Source organism: Vibrio sp. 1557, from assembly GCF_033340175.1.
In the GTDB taxonomy this organism is placed as follows: domain Bacteria; phylum Pseudomonadota; class Gammaproteobacteria; order Enterobacterales; family Vibrionaceae; genus Vibrio; species Vibrio alginolyticus.
Genome location: NZ_JAWOVZ010000004.1, coordinates 278,243 through 296,019 on the forward strand (window position 1 = coordinate 278,243; position 17,777 = coordinate 296,019).

Below are 17,777 nucleotides of genomic sequence, written 5' to 3' on the forward strand. Positions count from 1 at the left end.
GTTACGTGAACAAAAGGATCTGAACTATGAGCTCTCTACGAAGAAAATGGATTAGTGACCCGGCTTTTAAAGTGTTCAAAAAAGTATTGCCACCTCTGTCTAGCACCGAGAAAGAGGCGATGGAAGCGGGTAGTGTATGGTGGGATGCCGAACTATTCTCAGGCAAGCCAAACTTCACAACATTACATCATTATCCAACGCCTACACTGACGGCAGAAGAGCAGTCATTTATGGATAATGAGCTTGAGACCCTGCTAGAAATGCTTGATGACCAGAAGATTGTCAAAGAAGACAGGGATTTACCGCCTGAAGTATGGGAGTACCTACGTAAAGAGCGATTTTTCTCTTTGATCATCTCGAAAGCATATGGTGGTCGTGAATTTTCCGCTTTGGCGAACTCAACCATTGTTTCTCGTATTGCGACTCGAAGTATCAGTACCGCGGTATCGGTAATGGTACCGAACTCTCTTGGCCCTGGTGAGCTGCTATCGCACTATGGTACGCAAGAGCAAAAAGATTACTGGTTGCCTCGTTTAGCTGATGGTACAGACATCCCTTGTTTCGCCCTAACTGGCCCTGAAGCGGGTTCTGATGCAGGTGGCATACCTGATCAAGGCGTGGTTTGTTACGGCACCCATGAAGGCAAAGAAGTGCTTGGCGTGCGAGTTAGTTGGAATAAACGCTACATCACGCTTGCGCCAGTTGCGACAGTGCTCGGGTTAGCGTTTAAACTGCAGGATCCTGAAGGGCTACTTGGTGACAAGAAAGAGGTTGGCATTACATGTGCGTTGATTCCCGCTGACCATGAAGGTGTCGAGATAGGCGAGCGCCATGATCCTCTGGGGTCTGCGTTCATGAATGGCCCAACTCGTGGTGAAGATGTCTTCATCCCTATGGACTGGTTGATCGGTGGCGCTGATTACGCAGGTAAAGGTTGGCGTATGCTGGTTGAGTGTCTTTCTGCTGGTCGTGGTATCTCTCTTCCAGCGCTTGGCACAGCGATTGGTCACCTTACTACACGTACAACAGGTGCTTATGCTTACGTGCGTAAACAGTTTGGAATGTCGATCGGTAAGTTTGAAGGTGTTGCAGAAGCAATGGGGCGCATTGGTGGTCTTACTTACCTACTAGAAGCGACGCGTACGCTAACGACGACTTCTCTCGATATGAAAGAAAAACCTGGGATTGTAACCGCGATTGCCAAGTACCACATGACGGAAATCGCGCGTACCATTCTAAATGATTCGTTTGATATCCATGCGGGTCGTGCGATTCAAGATGGCCCAATGAACTATCTTGCTAAACATTACCTTGGTATCCCGGTTGCTATCACCGTTGAAGGCGCGAATATTCTGACTCGTAACCTGATGATTTTTGGTCAAGGTGCGACTCGATGTCACCCATATGTTCTAAAAGAAATGGAAGCAGCGGCGAATCCAGATTCTGAACAAGGTGCGAAAGAATTTGACAACTTACTCTTTAAACACATCAAGCACGCGCTCGGTAATACATTCGGTGCATTTGGTGCAGCACTAACTGGTTCTCGATTTGTTAACGCGCACATGAGTGGCCCAACGCAGCAATACTACAAAGACATTACTCGTCTCAGTCGTGCACTTGCAGTAAGTGCAGACCTTGCGATGTTAACCTTAGGTGGAGACTTGAAGCGTAAAGAAATGATCTCCGCACGTTTGGGTGATGGATTAAGCTATCTATACATGGCATCTGCTGCCTTGAAAAAGTATGAAGATGAAGGCCGTCAACAAGGCGATCTAGACTTCGTTCATTACGCTGTTCAACACTGTTTGTATAACGCTTCTAAGTCATTAAATGAGGCTTACACCAACTTCCCTGTGAAATACGTTGGCGGTGTGCTTAAGGGGCTATTGTTCCCGCTTGGTAATCATTTCAATAAGCCAAGTGATGAGCTGTGTGTGAATTTGGCTGAAGCGATGATGACGCCAGGCGCGCAACGTGATCGCCTCACGCATCTGTGCTACATCGGAAAATCAGAGGATGACAGCGTAGGCTTAATGGAGAATGCATTCCTTGCAATGTACGACATTAAACCTTTGGAGCGTAAACTTATGAAGGCTGCGAAGGATGGTAAAGTGGCTCGTAAAGGTTTGCTGCATGACCGTTTGCAGCAAGCATTTGAAGCAGGCGTGTTAACTGAGCAAGAAATTGATCAAATCATGGCTGCAGATAAATTGCGCTACAAGGCGATTCAAGTTGACCACTTTAGTCATGACTTTTCTGAAGTGCGAACTCATAGCCCAAAAAAGTCGCAGTTGAATCCGGCGGCATAATAGACAACTAATGTTAAGAAAAGCACCTCAATGAGGTGCTTTTTTGTATTCTTGGGGAGTGGATGGTGGGATAGTGCTCCAACCACTTGCCTTTTAAGAGCATTTTTACAGAAATTAGATGCGAAATCCCAACGAAACTTTTATCCTAACAAGGTTTTTTAAAGGAAGTTGAATATGATCATCAAACCTAGAATTCGTGGATTTATCTGTACTACAACGCACCCTGTTGGTTGTGAAGCTAACGTAAAAGAACAAATTGCGTACACCAAAGCGCAAGGTCCAATCAAAAACGCACCTAAGCGTGTTCTTGTTGTTGGTGCATCAAGTGGCTACGGTCTATCTTCTCGTATCGCTGCGGCATTTGGTGGCGGTGCATCAACTATCGGTGTTTTCTTCGAAAAAGAAGGTACTGAGAAGAAACCAGGTACAGCAGGTTTTTACAATGCCGCTGCTTTTGAAAAGCTAGCGCGTGAAGAAGGTCTGTACGCAAAAAGCTTAAACGGCGACGCTTTCTCAAATGAAGCGAAACAGAAAACTATCGAGCTGATCAAAGAAGACTTAGGTCAAATCGATATGGTGGTTTACTCACTGGCATCTCCAGTACGTAAAATGCCAGAAACTGGTGAATTAGTTCGTTCATCTCTTAAACCTATCGGTGAAACTTACACATCAACGGCTGTTGATACCAACAAAGATGTGATCATCGAAGCTAGCGTTGAGCCTGCAACAGAAGAAGAAATCAAAGACACTGTCACTGTAATGGGCGGTGAAGATTGGGAACTTTGGATTAATGCGTTGTCTGATGCTGGTGTTCTTGCTGAAGGTTGTAAGACCGTCGCGTACAGCTACATTGGTACTGAGCTAACTTGGCCAATTTATTGGGATGGTGCACTAGGTAAAGCAAAAATGGACCTAGACCGTGCAGCGAAAGCGCTAAACGACAAGTTAGCAGCAACAGGCGGCAGTGCCAATGTTGCGGTACTTAAATCTGTGGTAACTCAGGCGAGTTCTGCAATTCCTGTTATGCCACTGTACATCGCAATGGTATTCAAGAAAATGCGCGAAGAAGGTGTACACGAAGGCTGTATGGAACAAATCTACCGTATGTTCAGCCAACGTCTATACAAAGAAGACGGTAGCGCGGCAGAAGTTGATGAGATGAACCGCCTACGTCTGGATGACTGGGAACTTCGTGACGACATTCAGCAGCACTGTCGTGAGCTATGGCCTCAAATTACGACTGAGAACCTAAAAGAGCTGACTGACTACGTTGAGTACAAAGAAGAGTTCTTGAAACTATTTGGTTTCGGCGTTGAAGGCGTAGATTACGAAGCGGATGTGAATCCAGCAGTTGAAGCAGACTTCATTCAAATCTAATCACAGACTAGATAACCAATAAACAAAAGGCGCTCATTGAGCGCCTTTTTGTATTTCATAGCCAAAGTGAGTATTAACTTAGTATTATCAGTATCGTACCAGCTAGCGTCATTAAAATATTCGCAATCGCATAGGTACCCGCATAACCAAGGGCTGGGATGGTGGACTTGGCGTAGTCGTTAACGACATCCATAGCTGGAGCGCAAGTACGGGCGCCAATAATGGCACCGAAGAGCAGGGCACGGTTCATCTTGAGTACGTGTGCGCCAACTAAGTAAGCCAGAACCACAGGCACAACACTGACAATAAATGCCAAACCAATGACTTTTGGTCCTACTTGCGTTAGGTGCTCGAACATCTTTCCACCTGCACTTAGACCAATTCCCACCATAAAGAACATCAACCCTAGATCTTTGACCATATTCAGCGCCCCTTGTGGGACATAACCGAAAGTAGGGTGATTTGCTCGTAAGAAACCAAGCGTAATACCGGACAACAGAAGACCCACCGCATTACCCAAACTGAAAGACACCTGACCGAACGTCATTGTGATGAGGCCAAACAGAATACCCAAAATAAAGAAGCTACAAAAAGCGAGCAAATCGGCCATTTGACTGTGGATCGAGATGAAACCGATTTTTTCCGCCAGTCCATGTACTCGGCTTTTCTCGCCGCTCACTTGAAGGACGTCTCCTTTAGCGAGCACAATGTCTAAGTCCATAGGCATTTCAATCTGAGCGCGAACTACGCGGTTTAAGAAACAGCCAAACTCAGACAAATTCAAATCCGATAAACGCTTACCAGCGATAGCGTCACTTTTTACGACGATTTCTTCTTCAACGATGCGCAAATCAAGCAAGTTACGGTCGAATACTTCTTTACCATTACGGAAGCTAGGGTCTAAGCGAGCATGGCTGTCAGGGAAGCCAACCAGTGCAATTTCATCTCCCTCTTGCAAGATAGCATCACCATCTGGGTGGGCGAGAATACCATTGCGACGGATTCGTTCAATGTAACAGCCAGTTTGACGATAAATACCCAGTTCTCGCAAGTTTTTACCATCAGTCCAGTCAATTAGCTCTGGGCCCACTCGGTAAGCTCGAATAATGGGTAAATACACTTTTCTCTGGCTTGAATTTCCAAGGCCACGCTCTTGTGCGATTTGCTGCGCGGAATCAGAAAGGTTTTGTTTTTGCAGTTTTGGCAACAATTTAGCAAACATGATCATGCTAATTAAGCCGACCAGATAAGCCATCGCGTAGCCTACGGATAGATTTTCTAATACCAGAGAAAATTCCATATTCCGCGGTATAGTCGCAAGGCCAGAGTTAAGAGCATCTTGTGCACCAACCAGTACTGGCGTTGCGGTCAATGCGCCTGCCATCATACCGGCGGATAAGCCAAAATCGAGGCCGAAATAGTGACTCAAGCCATACGTTAAGCTGACCGCAGACACGAGAACAGTCATGCTTAAAATAAAATAATGCTTACCATCTCTGAAGAATATACCAAAAAAGTTTGGTCCAGCTTCAATGCCAACGCAGTAGATAAACAGCATAAAGCCAATGGTTAAAGCTTCTGCATTAAATGAGAAACCAAGGTGGCCCATAACCAAAGAGGTAATAAGAACGCCAATAGAGTTGCCTAATTGTAATTTGCCAAATCGAATTTTTCCGATGGCAAGGCCAATGGCTAATACGACGAAGATTAGAAGGATAGGGTTTTGTTCGAGAAGGTATACGACGTCTATGTTCACTGTGTGGCTCGGTAGAGTGTGTGCCAAAAAAGATTAAGAACTGTGAATTGTAACTAAATATAGCAAAAAGATAAGTGAATTTTTTTAGGTTTTACCATTAGTTGACTTAACGTAATAACCAGCTGAAAAATAATAAAAAAGCCGCATGAAGCGGCTTTTTTGAAAACAGTCTTTATTACTCGTCAAATAGACCTAGGTGCTCTTTCGCGTATGCTTCGAATTCGTCGCAGCCACCGATGTGCTCTTGGTCGATAAAGATCTGAGGAACGGTTTCAACTGGTTTACCAACTGTTTTCTCAAGATCTGCTTTAGAAATACCTTCAGCGTGAATATCAACGTAACGGTAGTTGAAGTCATCACGTTTTGCTTTTAGCGTTTCTGCGTGCTCTTTTGCACGAACACAGAAAGGACATGCAGGGCGACCAAAGATAACAACGAACATAATCTTATTTCTCCTAAATCTATTCTTTTTTGAAAGCGTACAAAACATAGCGGCTGAGTGCGCTTTCTTTTGTTGGAGTAACTATGCCCGATCCAGATACGGAAATAAAGCGGCAATTACCTCTTGGTTCTATAGGTGAAATCTATCGAATAAAAACTAAACGCGTGTTCTTATTTTACGGCTCTGAAGTATGTGAAGTGACGCATAAAAAACATACATTCTAAAGGGTTAATGATGGCAAGGTGGAATTGGTCAATTTTTTTTGTTTAAAAAAATAGCAATCTATTTTGGCTATACGCAAATAACTTCAACTCTAACATAAGTGTTAAATCAGAGGGCGAGAGGTTATTTGGGTATATTCTTTTGGGAGGGTGTGTATGTTTCAGTTTATGACTGCAACAAGGATTATATTTGGTGAAGGTGCACTTCAATCTTCATTATCCGTTATTAACCAATTTGGCTACAGTGTTTTGCTGGTCACTGGGCAGGATACCCAACGAGCCGCCCCCATTATCCAATATCTTAAAGCTCAAAATATGCGTTACCAGCACGTAGCTATCGTTGGTGAACCATACATCACGATGGTAGAAGAGACCGCAGTGCTCGGTAGAAAATTCCAACCTGATATGGTGGTTGCGATAGGTGGTGGCAGCGTCATCGATATGGGCAAAGCCTTAGCTGCCATTATTCCCAATCAAGGCAATGTTTACGATTACGTAGAAGTGGTAGGAAGAAGCGTCCCTTTAAAAGCAAAGCCTCTTCATTTTATTGCAATTCCTACGACAGCAAGCACCGGTTCAGAAGTGACCAGAAATGCTGTGCTGAAATCTGGACAAGATAAAGTGAAAGTGAGTCTTCGAAGCCCTGATATGCTCGCAGACGTTGCCATTGTAGACCCGACACTTACTTACGGGACCGACCAATACACATCTGGACGTGGCGCAATGGATGCGTTCACTCATTTAATGGAAGCGTATGTGTGTGGTGAGCCAAACCCTCTTACTGATATGGTCTGCGAAGAGGGGCTACGCCGTTTAAGCCGTTCAGTGATTGCCGCTTGTAAGCAAGATAATCATAAGGCGCGCTCTGATTTATCGTTCGCTGCATTGCTTGGTGGTATGGCGATTACTAATGCCAAATTAGGTGCCGCTCATGGGTTAGCATCGGCGTTAGGAGGCAAGTTAGACGCCCCTCATAGCGTTATTACGGCTCGCCTAGCTCCGCACGTGATGCAGGAGAACATTAACGCCGCTAAACTCGCGGGTAGGAATGATGTGATAAGTCGTTATCGCAAGCTGGCCCAATTAGTCACTGAGCGAGTAAATGCTAACGAACACGATGGAATTCTTTGGGTAAATATGGTGCTAGATAAGTTAGCGTTACCGCTACTGGCTCAATTTGGAGTATGCCAAACCTCTTTTGAGCAAGTGGCGAATGATGCGCTTAAATCAATGGCAATCAAAGGGAATCCTTTACCTCTTAATCAGGAACGTTTGATACACATATTGCAGCAAGTCTATGATTGTAGCGGAGAGTGCGCAGCTGAGAGTGCACAACATGTCAGTTCTGTTGAAGTACTGGAATCAAGAACGGACTTATCGAGTGTCAACGACTTAGGGTGATTGCTCCCTTAGCAGCATTAAAACAAAAGGGGAGCCTTGAGCTCCCCTAGATAAAGTATTGACTAAGCTTTAGTGCTTAGTACTGGCTTAGTTTGTCATAGCGACTGTCTTTCAACGCATCTTTTACGCGTTTTAGGTTCTCACGGAAACCTGTACCACGGCGAAGAGTGAAGCCAGTTGCTAGCACATCAATCACTGTCATTTGTACAACTCGGCTTGCCATTGGCATGTAAACGTCGGTATCTTCTGGAATATCGAGCGTGATGGCCAGCGAGCTTGCCTTTTCTAGAGGAGAATCCTTCGCTGTAATCGCAATAACCGTTGCGCCATTTTCACGAGCAAGGTTCGCTATTTCTACCTGACTCTTTGTTCGACCGGTATGAGAAATAAGAACCACAACATCATTATCACTGCAGTTGATACAACTCATGCGCTGCATAACAATATCTTCAAAACAAGTAATTGGAATATTAAAGCGAATAAACTTGTTTTGTGCGTCTCGGGCAACAGAAGATGATGCACCAAGGCCAAAGAATGAAATGCGCTTCGCTTGCGTTAGCAAATCGACCGCACGGTTCACTTGCATTGGATCTAGGCTATTTTTAGCGACATCTAAACACGCCATCGTCGATTCGAAAATCTTATGGGTGTACGCGTCTGGGCCATCGTCTTCTTCCACATTACGGTTAACGTAAGGGGTGCCGTTGGCTAGGCTCTGTGCCAAGTGAAGCTTAAAATCTGGAAAGCCCTTGGTGTCCAGACGACGACAGAAGCGGTTTACAGTGGGCTCACTAACGTCGGCCATTTTAGCCAGCGTTGCAATGCTTGAATGAATTGCAGTTTGTGGAGACGCCATAATTACTTCCGCAACTTTGCGCTCTGACTTACTGAAATTCTCCAGGTTTTTTTGAATTTTTTCTAATGTATTCATAGTGTTCACGAGGGTATAGAGAACAACTCGCTGGCTCTGCTAACGAAAGGAAACACGAAGATTCCGGAGTAGAGTGGGGCGTTAACGAAAACAACCAGCGCCATAGAATCAGTATAAACCTGATCTTCAATCAGTCTAAACCAATAACGGGTACTATTTAGTGAGAATTTGACAGGCCTCAAACAAAATGTTGTAAAAACTACAGAATTGGATGTGTAAACGAAGTTTTGTTGCGCTAGTCGCACGATAATGATGTTTGAGTTACATCAAAACGAAAAAAAATTTCAAATTGATGTAACTCGATCTGGCTGTTAAGACGATTGAATATCAACAACCAGCTGTTGAATTCTTTTCATCAAATTTGGTGCTTGCTTGGCGATTTCGCGTTGTTCATCAAGCACTGAGCTCAAAATTTCTTTTGTGGTCAGTGGATTTGCCAAAACCACTCGAAACACTATCGTATTCATGCGTTGCCATTGGTCTGGGTTCAGTCTTGTACGTGAAACGAACGATTTGCCCGTTTCGCGCTGACGCTTTTGAATAAACTGTGTTAACTCATTGATCAGCTCATTCAGTTGTTCTTTTTGTGAGCCTTCTGCTTGTGCTAATGCTTCACGGATGAATGGCGGTAAATAACGGTATGTGAGCAGACAAAGCTCTGGTTCAGAAACTAACTCGAAATCATCTTGCTGTTTGATTAAATCCGCAAAGTAGCGAGCTTTTTCAATGCTTTGGTCAATCAGAAGCTCATAACCTGGGCGACTTATGATGTGCATTGCGGCGTAGACCAACATCGCCATGCCCGAACGTGAGCCTTCTAGTGTATGGCTGCCTAGGTCTTTTGAACCTTTGCGCAATATATATTGAGCGTGATGCTCTATGGATTTCATTGCGTCAGGGTCTTTGAACAGAACCATACCGGCGCCCATCGGGATGTAGAGCTGCTTGTGTGCATCAATAGTTACTGAGTCTGCCATTTCCACACCTTTAAGAAGATGACGGTGATGGTTAGACATAAGTGTTGCGCCACCCCATGCGGCATCCACATGGAAGTGACAGCCGTGAGCTTGGCAGACTTCAGCGATTTCAGGCAATGGATCAACATTACCTGTCTCTGTTGTGCCAGCCACACCAATAACAGCAATAGGCTTGATGTTTTGTTTTTCGAGCTCAACAATTTTCGCTTTCAGGTCGTTGACAATAATACGGTTGTTGGCATCGGTTTTAACCGCAACCAAGCCCTCTTGGCCTAGCCCTAATACATCGGCTGCTTTCTTAAGGGAGTAGTGACCACGCTCAGACACTAGCACCGCTAAGCCATCATAGCCATAGTGCTTCATGGCTTTAAAAAGGCCTTCCTTTTCCACGCCTTTAAATGAGCCATTGGCCCTTAACGCTTTGTTACGTGCTACCCAAAGCGCAGTGATATTGGCAATGGTGCCGCCGGAACAAAATGCGCCTAATGAGTGGTTTGCACTGTGCATCCACTGATTGTAAAACGTATCATTCTGACCATATATCAAGCGATGCAGCATACCCAAAACTTGACGCTCAAGTGGTGTAAAGGCTTTGGAAGTCTCTATTTTTACCAGGTTTTGGTTTAAGGCGATCATGATCTTTGACAGTGGCATCAAGAAATAAGGCAGTGCCGATGTCATATGACCAATGAAGCTTGGTGAAGATGTGTGAACTGAGTGCGACACCAAAGTGTCGAGTAAGTGCTCTGTATGATCTGACACGAACTCTGGCTGCTCAGGAATCTGAGCAGAAGAAAAGTCTTTTTCGATTTCGCGTAAAGGCTTTTCTTCTGCCACGATGTGTTCACGAAGAAATTGATTTAGATTTCGCGAGAGGCTCTCGTCAATTTTAGTTAACGTTGAGTCCGGACCTTCTGGGACAGTGAAGATCTTTAGCAAGCTCTCAAAGCTAACATCAGCGGTTTTTTGTTCCTTAACCATAGCAAAGAATCTTTGTAGTTATTTTGGTAATGCGAGCGGCACAATCTAAACTAAAACGGGCGCAAAGTCCCGTTTTAATTGTTGAAACCCAAGTTGTAGAAATGAAAATTTTAGGTGAAGGTTACGATATTCACATTAAAAAATTCTAGATTGAGTACGTTAAAACATTCTAGTGTTTTCGAATGCTAATCAACGACTAATGCGAGCAATCTTAGTCACATTTCTGCTTTTCAATCTTTTCTATTGACTGATTGTACTTATTAAGTGCGGTATCAATTTGTTGGGGGTGACTAAGCAGATCAGCGAATGCTGAACGAAGCTCGTAGTTTTTTGGGTGGTTAGTTGATTGACGGTCGCTAAATGTCTGTTTTGCAACTTCACCTAACTTATCGCTTCGGGTCGCTAACTGCTTAACGTCATGTTGCTCTAGTTTTAACCATGCTTCGATTGGCTGTTCCGTCGCAACGCGGCTAGGGTCGTTCTCTAGAAAGTAGTGAACCGCTTCGCGGTTTAATTCAAAGTGATGTTTACGTCCATCCAAGAACCATTGACTAACTTCTTTCAGATCTGGATATTGGGTAACCGTCAAATCAACAAGATCTTGATACCACTGTAGTGAGGCATCGACGTAGCCATCGTATTTGCTAGCAAGACATTGTTGATCTGCGGCAAGCGTAAAAGTTGAGCTTGTAGCGAGGAGCGCTGCAACGACAAAGCGTTTCATTCTTCTTCCTTCTGGTTGTTATCCCTTTATTAACGCAATGCACATCAGTTGATGTTTCTCCCTTCTTTCTATTTGGTCGTGACAAATCGTTGGGCTGAATGACGAAAAGAAAGAGGGGTCTTGCCAAAAAATATTGACCACTTTGACGTTAACTGGGTATTTAAATTTTTGCCGTATTGTAATGGATGTTAAAGCGAAAACCTGAGATCTAGCTAGCAAGTGATACAAAGAAAAGCATCATAACTGGTACCAATAAACTCAAAATAAAGCCGCTAACGATAGCAACAGGAACACAACGCACACCACCGGTGGTTTGAATAACGGGTAGGGTGAAGTCCATTGCTGTTGCACCGGCATAACCAATTGCGGTGCAAGGATAGCTACGAATAAAGAGAGGAATGGCAACCAGTGCGACTAGCTCTCTCATCAATTCAATCAAGAACGACGCGCCACCAAATACCGGACCAAAAGCGTCACCCATTAAAATACCTGCGAGTGAATACCAGCCAAAACCTGAAGCCATTGCGAGTGCTTGATAAAGAGGAAGATCCAAAAGCACCGCTGCAAGAACGCCACCAAGCATACATGTTGCGATGACAACAGCCGCAATGGCCATTCCTTGTTTATTTAATAGGATTTGACGCAGAGTAAGTCCACTATTACGCAGCTGAATACCAATAAAAAATAGAAGTAGAAAGAGTATCCATTCGCTTGCTGTATCTACCCAACTCAAATCAATGGGTAACAGCAGGCCAACCACTAACCCTCCGCCAACGACCACGATAAGCTTAACTGACTCTAAAGCCATCGAAGATAACGGTAGCTTCTTTTGATTCTGATTGGTCTGGAGTGGAATAATTTTATCAATAATAGGCAGAGCCAACAGGTTGCAGGCACTTAGACACAAAAAAAACGTACTCGCATAGAGGAGAATACTTTGTAAGTTGCTGCTTAAATTATCGAGCGCCGCCAAACTAAGACCCATCAACGACAAAATGACGTAAATAAGGTAGGACGTTGACTGATTGATCTTCTCCAATAACGAAGATCGAGATATAGGAATTAGATACCCCACCACAAGCGGAGCGAAAATAAATAGCATCCCTGAAAACATAAAGCTCAATGATTCCTTTTTGAGATAACATCAACACGCATAAATCAAATTATCTATCGGTTGAAATTAGAGACATTTCACCACATACAGCTCAGCCTTGAGCGAATCGTTTTATCACGGATAAGGTATTATCAGAAAACGATAAATTACAAACCGCTAGCATTGAGTACAGCACGGATTTGATCATTGAAGTCAGTATCACTCATGTTACTAAGTTCATACAAGACTTCTGCACCAGTTAAGTTGAATTCAACTTCATGTTCGTCAATGCGTTCATCGTGATTGCGGAACATCAATAAATGATGCGCAATTCTAGCGATGTCGAGATAACTCACTTCTGGTCGCGTTAATTCGTATTTTTCGTTTGAGGATACTTCTCTGAAGTCGTTGTCAAACCCCCAACGCTCAAGTACCAGTTTACTTGTGGCAGAACAACGTGTTTGGAAGATCTGCAATGCAATATCTGGGTCTAAGTAATTGCCCCTATCTAAGTACAAGTGGTACTCATTAATTAGGCAAAATAACCCTATATCGGCTAATAGACCGACCAATAACGCCTTTTCTTGCTCTAGATGACCATAAGTGCCTGGCTCGTGGCTACGAAACGATTGAACCAACATCACCATGACGGCACCGAGCTCACGAGATATCGCCGCACTCTTCACCAAGATGGCATTGCATTCTTTAGTGAGATTAACTGAGTGTTTAAGTTGCTCGATCGCTTGTGCGGTAACAATATCACGTACACGAAGTATTCCGAGACGAGATACCGCTGTAGTTAAGTCGTTGCAGGTGATATTTCTGCGATTGAAAATCACAGAGTTAGCGACTCGTAAAACGACCGCTGCTAATCCGGGATCTTCCAATAAACAGTTAGCAACATCGGCAATCGTGGTGTGTTCTTCGACACATAACTGCTGAATTTTAAGCACGACATCAGGAATAGGAGGTAACGAAATCTTACCCGTGGCGATGGACTGTTCTACCAGCTGAGCAAACTCGGATTCCAGTGCGTTTATAAGCTTATCTTTATTATTTGGCAGCCAAAAAAATGATAAATGTTCCATTGTGACGCTGTACTTGAGATCTTTCGTACAGTGTACCCTTACAGCGTATTCTTTATCAATTAAATGCGTATTATGTGCCCGTAATTGCCAGCGAGATCATAATGATGGCGTGTTTTAGGCATGCTATGCGTCAAAAAAATATCACCACACAAACAATAAGTGTGAAACTAATCACGTATGCAGAATTTATACTTTTTTATATGTGACCTATGTCCTAACTTATTTTTCAACGTTAAGTATGATTAAGCAAGTTGGTGAGCACAACTCACAAAAATATCGCCAACAAATCGACATTTATAATTCGCTATAAGCTGCTGTTTATCTGGTGACATCGCTAATCGGGGTAATTTATTCAGATTAAAGAGGTCAATGGACATGACAGACCAAGCTTTTTTTAAATATGTACGCACCTTCAGTGAGTACCAAAAACGTTCTATGTTCGGTGGTATTGGTTTATTCACCGATGATGCTATGTTTGCGCTTGTCAGCAATGATTGCTGCTACTTACGTGGTGGTAATGGGCTAGATGAAGTGTTTACTCAACTGAGCTGTGAGAAGTATAAGCACGTCAAAAAACAGACGACGGCAACCGTAAATTATTATGATGTAACCGATTTATTCGAATCCGGATATGTAGGGCTTGATGAACTGGTACAGAAATCAATTGAATACTCAATTAAGGAACGGAAATATCAAAAGTCCTCTGCCAGTAGACGCTTAAGAGACTTACCCAACATGCAACTAACCCTTGAACGTATGGTCAAGAAAGCCGGTGTTGATGACGTAGAAACCTTTTTAGAACTTGGACCTGTAAAAGTCTTCAACAAAGTTAAAACGGCTTACGGTAATGATGTTGATGTAAAGCTACTGTGGAAATTTGCTGGTGCAACTGATGGCGTACATTGGAAACTGATCCAAGAGCCGCGTAAAAAACAGTTATTGGCACTGTGTGACTAAGCGAAGCTGATCGCACAATGATTGACTCGTTTCGATGGAGTTAGCGGGTCGTAAAAGCAAGTGTGAAAAGCGGAAAAAGGACGTTGAAGTTTTTTACCACTTCATTGAGTTAGTCATTAAATTAGACAAAAAACCGAGGCAGAGACCTCGGTTTTTGTTTTTTTAATTTGCTCTTTTCTTACAGCACAAATCTTAAAACTTAAAACGCGTAGTGAACATTACCTGATCACCGTAAAAATCGTTGATACGAGCTTCAGCACCCAAAGAGAAAAGCTCTGTTGAGTGGAATCGAGCGTAGGCAGAGCCAGTCCAATCGTCATCGTTATCGATAGAAACGTAGCCGACTTTGCCGCCTACTTCTAATTGAGGGCCCAACCATTGGCGAACACCTAAGTTAAGCTCCATACCAACATCTGTGCTGCTCTCATTCGAAGGTTGCACAACGCGCATTAGCATTTCACCAGTAAGATCTGCCCAGTTGTTTAGCGGAGAATGGAAGCCAAAGCCTGCAGCTGAGTCAAAATCACTTTCAAACTCAGAGTCAATACGAGCAATAACATGCGCGTTCGGGTGAATTGATTTGCTGAATCCAGCACCAAATGTCACAGGACTTGCGCCAATACGTGCTTCGAAATAGTCGTAGCTAAAGTTGCTCATAGTTGCTGGCGCATTGCGATCGTTTGCAGCTAGGGCATGGCTTGATGCCACTAGTAAGGCAGCGGCTAATAGTGTTTTACGCATAACTAACGATAAACCTTGTTCATTATTTCCATGGATTCAAGCAACCACTTGAACCGTAATCTGATTTGTCCGACATCATAATAAAAAGGAAGGTCCACGACCAACAAAAATGTGTCGATGTTTTGTCAATTAACTTAATAGTTCCTTGGTTTAAGCAAAAACTACGCCATATACGTAGTGTCCGAGAATTTCACTCGGACAAGTAACGATGTTTTTCTAACCTCATTCGACTATGCGAGGTTAGGTGGTGCAATGAGCATCGTTGAGTTCAAGTTAGAACCAAACACTTTATTACTCGCCAAAGCTTGCTCTTCTTTCTGCCATGGCGTTGAGGATTGCCTCAGAATCAAGGATTTGAGTCCAGGATAGCAGGTTATCATCATTCTCAATCACAAACGCGGTAAGCTGAGACACGATTGCTTTTCTCAATGCTTCACCTTTCCAAGGTTTGGCAATGTAATAATCGAGACTCGCGTTATTTACGGCTTCTACGGTGTCTTCCAAACCAGCTTGTCCTGTGAGTAAAACTTTGCGCGCTGCTTTTGTGTCACCATTTTGACTGAGGTCGATTAAGAAGCTGATCCCAGTTTGTTCCGGCATAATGTGGTCACATAAAATGAGCGCAAGCTGAACTTCTTCTTCCGCCATCTCCTCAATCACTTGCCGAGCTTCAGTCACCGATTCCGCTCCTTCGACGACAAAGTTCTCCTCGAAGGGAGCAAGATCTTGGAGCACGCTATCCAAGACTTCTCGTTCGTCATCGACACATAAAATTAGATACTTGGTCATGTTTCATCTCCTTCTTCGATGACTGGTAACCAGACGGTCATTCGTGTGAACTGGCCGATCTCTGATTCGACGTCAATCCACCCTCTGTGTGCTGTTACGATTTGCTGGCAGATGGACAGCCCGATGCCTAAGCCAAAATTACCTTCTTTTTTTGTGGTGAAGTTCAGCTCGAAAATGGCGTCTCTTTGCGATTCAGGAATGCCACATCCATTATCTTCAAATGAGATAACGGCATAATGTGTGTGCTCTTTTTCTACAAGGCGTGTTTGTATGTTTAACACACCTTTCTCTGGAAATGCGTCAATGGCGTTAGAGACCAAGTTCGTCCACACCTGTTGGAGTGCGATCGGTTGACAAAGGATGGAAGGCAAGTTTGCATAGTCGGTTGAAACTTGGTGCATTTTTAATTTGTTCTCGAAAATCACCAAGGTGTCTTCAATGCCCTCATGAATATCGGCATAGTGCAGGGTCTCATCATCTGACCGAGCATATCCTTTCAGGCTTTTTACCATATCAGCAATTCGTGCTGCACAGACATTAATTGAGCGAAGTGTAGAACCTGCTTTGTGGTATTGCTCTAGTGTATTGAGAGCATGATAAGACGCTTTCTGCTTTCTCGTTAGTTGGGTAAGTAGCTCTTGATCGGACTCTAATCCAAGGCTCACCACTTTTTTTGCCAATGCTCGGTCTGGAAGAGTATGGCTAAGCGCTTTTACGCGTGATCTGAGCTCGGCGGTTGAAGCGGGTTTTGAGGTTTGCGCTTTGCTCAGTAATTCAATGCCTTTGCTTTGTATATCGGAACTGGGCGCATCGTTAAGTAATCGTTCTAGCGTATGCGTTAAATTCTCTACGCCCCTCAATATCGCGGCTACTGGATTGTTTAGTTCGTGTGCCACTCCCGCAACCAATTGGCCAAGCATCGCCATTTTTTCTCTTTCAATGAGCTGCTGGTGGGCTGATTCTAAAGATTCGAGCGTTTTTTGAAGTTGCAGTTTGGTGTTGATGCTTCTTTGCAATCGGCGGTTGAAGTGGCGTAAAAGCAAGTTTGTAAAAAGAGGCAGTAAGTTTGAGTCGCTTTGCATCACTTTATTGAATACGTTGCGATCGAGTTTGATAACTTCTGTTTTGGTTAGTGTTAGAGCTGTCGAGAAAGAACATTCCCCAGTAACAAACGACATGCCTCCGACAATATTCCCTTTGTTATGGCGTACAACCTCTCGCTGCATGCCTTGCTCATCGCGTTTGTACAGAGCCACTTCACCTTCGGTGATAAACCACAAAAAGCAATTTGGCTCGCCTTCCACGGTTAATAAGTGTTCAGGTGAGTATGTACGGCACGCTCTTGTTTCGTCATTATCTTTGAAAAATTGCTGGAGAGCGGAGATCACTTGCTCGGCTAACTCGGCATCAGACATCGAGTGGTAGTCGTGTAAGAATCCGGCTTGATAATGGCTCATCTGGTTATTGATGTGCGCTCGCAACAAGCTGTGATGATCCAATATCTGACTGTAACTTAGCAGGTCTTCTTTGCCATTTCGCAAGATAAATTGGGTCAGCTCTTTTTGCACTGTGTTAAATAAGACGTGATCTGGCAAAGGTTTAGTGAGGCAGTGGTCGAGCCTGCCCTTATTAACGGCAGTGAGAATTGCCTCTATATCAGACGAGCAGCTAATAAGAATTTTTCTTGCTTGCTCGGTATGTGGCATCCGGTCTAAACCAATAAGAAAATCCACGCCGTTAAAATGAGCGTGATGGCTCGCTATAACTAAAGCAACAGTCTGTTCTCTTTCTTCTAGATACTCTAAAGCGCTTTGAGCCTCTTCTATCGATTCGACAGAAAAAATATCAAACTTACTTGAGAAGGCAGACAGCTCCAATCGAAACTGTTCAGCACTGATTGGGTTGTTGTCGAGACACAACACAGCATAACGATTCACAGATGTTTTAGCTCCGGTTAAAACTTCGCCACGCAAACTTTAACAATAAAAGG

14 protein-coding genes are annotated in these 17,777 nt (G+C 43.8%); 4 read left to right on the forward strand and 10 right to left on the reverse strand.

Going from position 1 to position 17,777, the window contains the following annotated elements; genetic code table 11:
- The first annotated feature begins 26 nt into the window (after nucleotides 1-26).
- On the forward strand, nucleotides 27-2,309 hold the full coding sequence (locus tag R7070_RS08440) for an acyl-CoA dehydrogenase (protein WP_205460907.1): 2,283 nt from the start codon (nucleotides 27-29) through the stop codon (nucleotides 2,307-2,309).
- Between the two features lie 174 nt (nucleotides 2,310-2,483).
- Nucleotides 2,484-3,686 (forward strand): enoyl-ACP reductase FabV, encoded by a 1,203-nt coding sequence (gene fabV / locus R7070_RS08445; RefSeq protein ID WP_005388648.1) that lies wholly within the window; start codon nucleotides 2,484-2,486, stop codon nucleotides 3,684-3,686.
- 73 nt (nucleotides 3,687-3,759) lie between these two features.
- Here the strand turns inward: fabV and R7070_RS08450 are convergent, their stop codons facing one another.
- Both R7070_RS08450 and R7070_RS08455 read right to left on the reverse strand, forming a co-directional pair.
- Complete coding sequence (locus tag R7070_RS08450) at nucleotides 3,760-5,442, reverse strand: aspartate:alanine antiporter (RefSeq protein WP_005378028.1); 1,683 nt, start codon at nucleotides 5,440-5,442, stop codon at nucleotides 3,760-3,762.
- A 175-nt stretch (nucleotides 5,443-5,617) separates the two neighbouring features.
- On the reverse strand, nucleotides 5,618-5,884 hold the full coding sequence (locus tag R7070_RS08455; RefSeq protein WP_005378026.1) for a GrxA family glutaredoxin: 267 nt from the start codon (nucleotides 5,882-5,884) through the stop codon (nucleotides 5,618-5,620).
- 377 nt (nucleotides 5,885-6,261) lie between these two features.
- On the opposite strand from R7070_RS08455, the gene R7070_RS08460 reads away from it, so the two are divergent.
- The gene (locus R7070_RS08460) at nucleotides 6,262-7,506 is read left to right on the forward strand and encodes an iron-containing alcohol dehydrogenase (RefSeq protein WP_256900338.1); all 1,245 of its coding nucleotides are present in this window, start codon (nucleotides 6,262-6,264) and stop codon (nucleotides 7,504-7,506) included.
- Nucleotides 7,507-7,582: 76 nt separating this feature from the next.
- Here R7070_RS08460 and R7070_RS08465 read toward each other — a convergent pair whose 3' ends face one another.
- From R7070_RS08465 to R7070_RS08485, 5 genes are all read right to left on the reverse strand, one after another.
- Nucleotides 7,583-8,437, reverse strand: coding sequence for a MurR/RpiR family transcriptional regulator (locus tag R7070_RS08465; RefSeq protein ID WP_005378021.1), 855 nt, complete (start codon nucleotides 8,435-8,437; stop codon nucleotides 7,583-7,585).
- Nucleotides 8,438-8,748: 311 nt separating this feature from the next.
- Complete coding sequence (gene panP, locus R7070_RS08470; protein WP_005378019.1) at nucleotides 8,749-10,395, reverse strand: pyridoxal-dependent aspartate 1-decarboxylase PanP; 1,647 nt, start codon at nucleotides 10,393-10,395, stop codon at nucleotides 8,749-8,751.
- Between the two features lie 211 nt (nucleotides 10,396-10,606).
- Nucleotides 10,607-11,119: a hypothetical protein gene (locus R7070_RS08475; protein ID WP_017634875.1), complete on the reverse strand. Its 513-nt coding sequence runs from the start codon at nucleotides 11,117-11,119 to the stop codon at nucleotides 10,607-10,609.
- 208 nt (nucleotides 11,120-11,327) lie between these two features.
- Nucleotides 11,328-12,233 carry a lysine exporter LysO family protein gene (locus R7070_RS08480; RefSeq protein WP_005378011.1) on the reverse strand — a complete coding sequence of 302 codons (906 nt, stop codon included), beginning with the start codon at nucleotides 12,231-12,233 and terminating at the stop codon, nucleotides 11,328-11,330.
- 146 nt (nucleotides 12,234-12,379) lie between these two features.
- The gene (locus R7070_RS08485) at nucleotides 12,380-13,300 is read right to left on the reverse strand and encodes an HDOD domain-containing protein (RefSeq protein WP_005378009.1); all 921 of its coding nucleotides are present in this window, start codon (nucleotides 13,298-13,300) and stop codon (nucleotides 12,380-12,382) included.
- Between the two features lie 369 nt (nucleotides 13,301-13,669).
- Here R7070_RS08485 and R7070_RS08490 point away from each other — a divergent pair, with 369 nt between their 5' ends.
- Entirely contained in the window at nucleotides 13,670-14,257 is a 588-nt protein-coding gene (locus R7070_RS08490; protein ID WP_005378007.1) for a TfoX/Sxy family DNA transformation protein, read from the forward strand.
- Between the two features lie 192 nt (nucleotides 14,258-14,449).
- Here R7070_RS08490 and R7070_RS08495 read toward each other — a convergent pair whose 3' ends face one another.
- The 3 genes from R7070_RS08495 to R7070_RS08505 all read right to left on the reverse strand — a co-directional run bounded on the left by R7070_RS08495 (nucleotide 14,450) and on the right by R7070_RS08505 (nucleotide 17,724).
- Nucleotides 14,450-14,998: a hypothetical protein gene (locus tag R7070_RS08495; RefSeq protein WP_005378006.1), complete on the reverse strand. Its 549-nt coding sequence runs from the start codon at nucleotides 14,996-14,998 to the stop codon at nucleotides 14,450-14,452.
- Nucleotides 14,999-15,289: 291 nt separating this feature from the next.
- Entirely contained in the window at nucleotides 15,290-15,787 is a 498-nt protein-coding gene (locus tag R7070_RS08500; protein ID WP_213905283.1) for a response regulator, read from the reverse strand.
- Nucleotides 15,784-17,724, reverse strand: coding sequence for an ATP-binding protein (locus tag R7070_RS08505; RefSeq protein ID WP_213915713.1), 1,941 nt, complete (start codon nucleotides 17,722-17,724; stop codon nucleotides 15,784-15,786). The genes R7070_RS08500 and R7070_RS08505 overlap by 4 nt, the downstream gene beginning before the upstream one ends.
- Between the last annotated feature and the right edge of the window lie 53 nt (nucleotides 17,725-17,777).

Bases quoted from the DNA above. Each gene is read 5' to 3' on its own strand.
- R7070_RS08440 (WP_205460907.1), top strand. From the start codon at position 27: ATGAGCTCTCTACGAAGAAAATGGATTAGTGACCCGGCTTTTAAAGTG.
- fabV (WP_005388648.1), top strand. From the start codon at position 2,484: ATGATCATCAAACCTAGAATTCGTGGATTTATCTGTACTACAACGCAC.
- R7070_RS08455 (WP_005378026.1), bottom strand. From the start codon at position 5,884: ATGTTCGTTGTTATCTTTGGTCGCCCTGCATGTCCTTTCTGTGTTCGT.
- R7070_RS08460 (WP_256900338.1), top strand. From the start codon at position 6,262: ATGTTTCAGTTTATGACTGCAACAAGGATTATATTTGGTGAAGGTGCA.
- R7070_RS08465 (WP_005378021.1), bottom strand. From the start codon at position 8,437: ATGAATACATTAGAAAAAATTCAAAAAAACCTGGAGAATTTCAGTAAG.
- panP (WP_005378019.1), bottom strand. From the start codon at position 10,395: ATGGTTAAGGAACAAAAAACCGCTGATGTTAGCTTTGAGAGCTTGCTA.
- R7070_RS08475 (WP_017634875.1), bottom strand. From the start codon at position 11,119: ATGAAACGCTTTGTCGTTGCAGCGCTCCTCGCTACAAGCTCAACTTTT.
- R7070_RS08480 (WP_005378011.1), bottom strand. From the start codon at position 12,233: ATGTTTTCAGGGATGCTATTTATTTTCGCTCCGCTTGTGGTGGGGTAT.
- R7070_RS08485 (WP_005378009.1), bottom strand. From the start codon at position 13,300: ATGGAACATTTATCATTTTTTTGGCTGCCAAATAATAAAGATAAGCTT.
- R7070_RS08490 (WP_005378007.1), top strand. From the start codon at position 13,670: ATGGACATGACAGACCAAGCTTTTTTTAAATATGTACGCACCTTCAGT.
- R7070_RS08495 (WP_005378006.1), bottom strand. From the start codon at position 14,998: ATGCGTAAAACACTATTAGCCGCTGCCTTACTAGTGGCATCAAGCCAT.
- R7070_RS08500 (WP_213905283.1), bottom strand. From the start codon at position 15,787: ATGACCAAGTATCTAATTTTATGTGTCGATGACGAACGAGAAGTCTTG.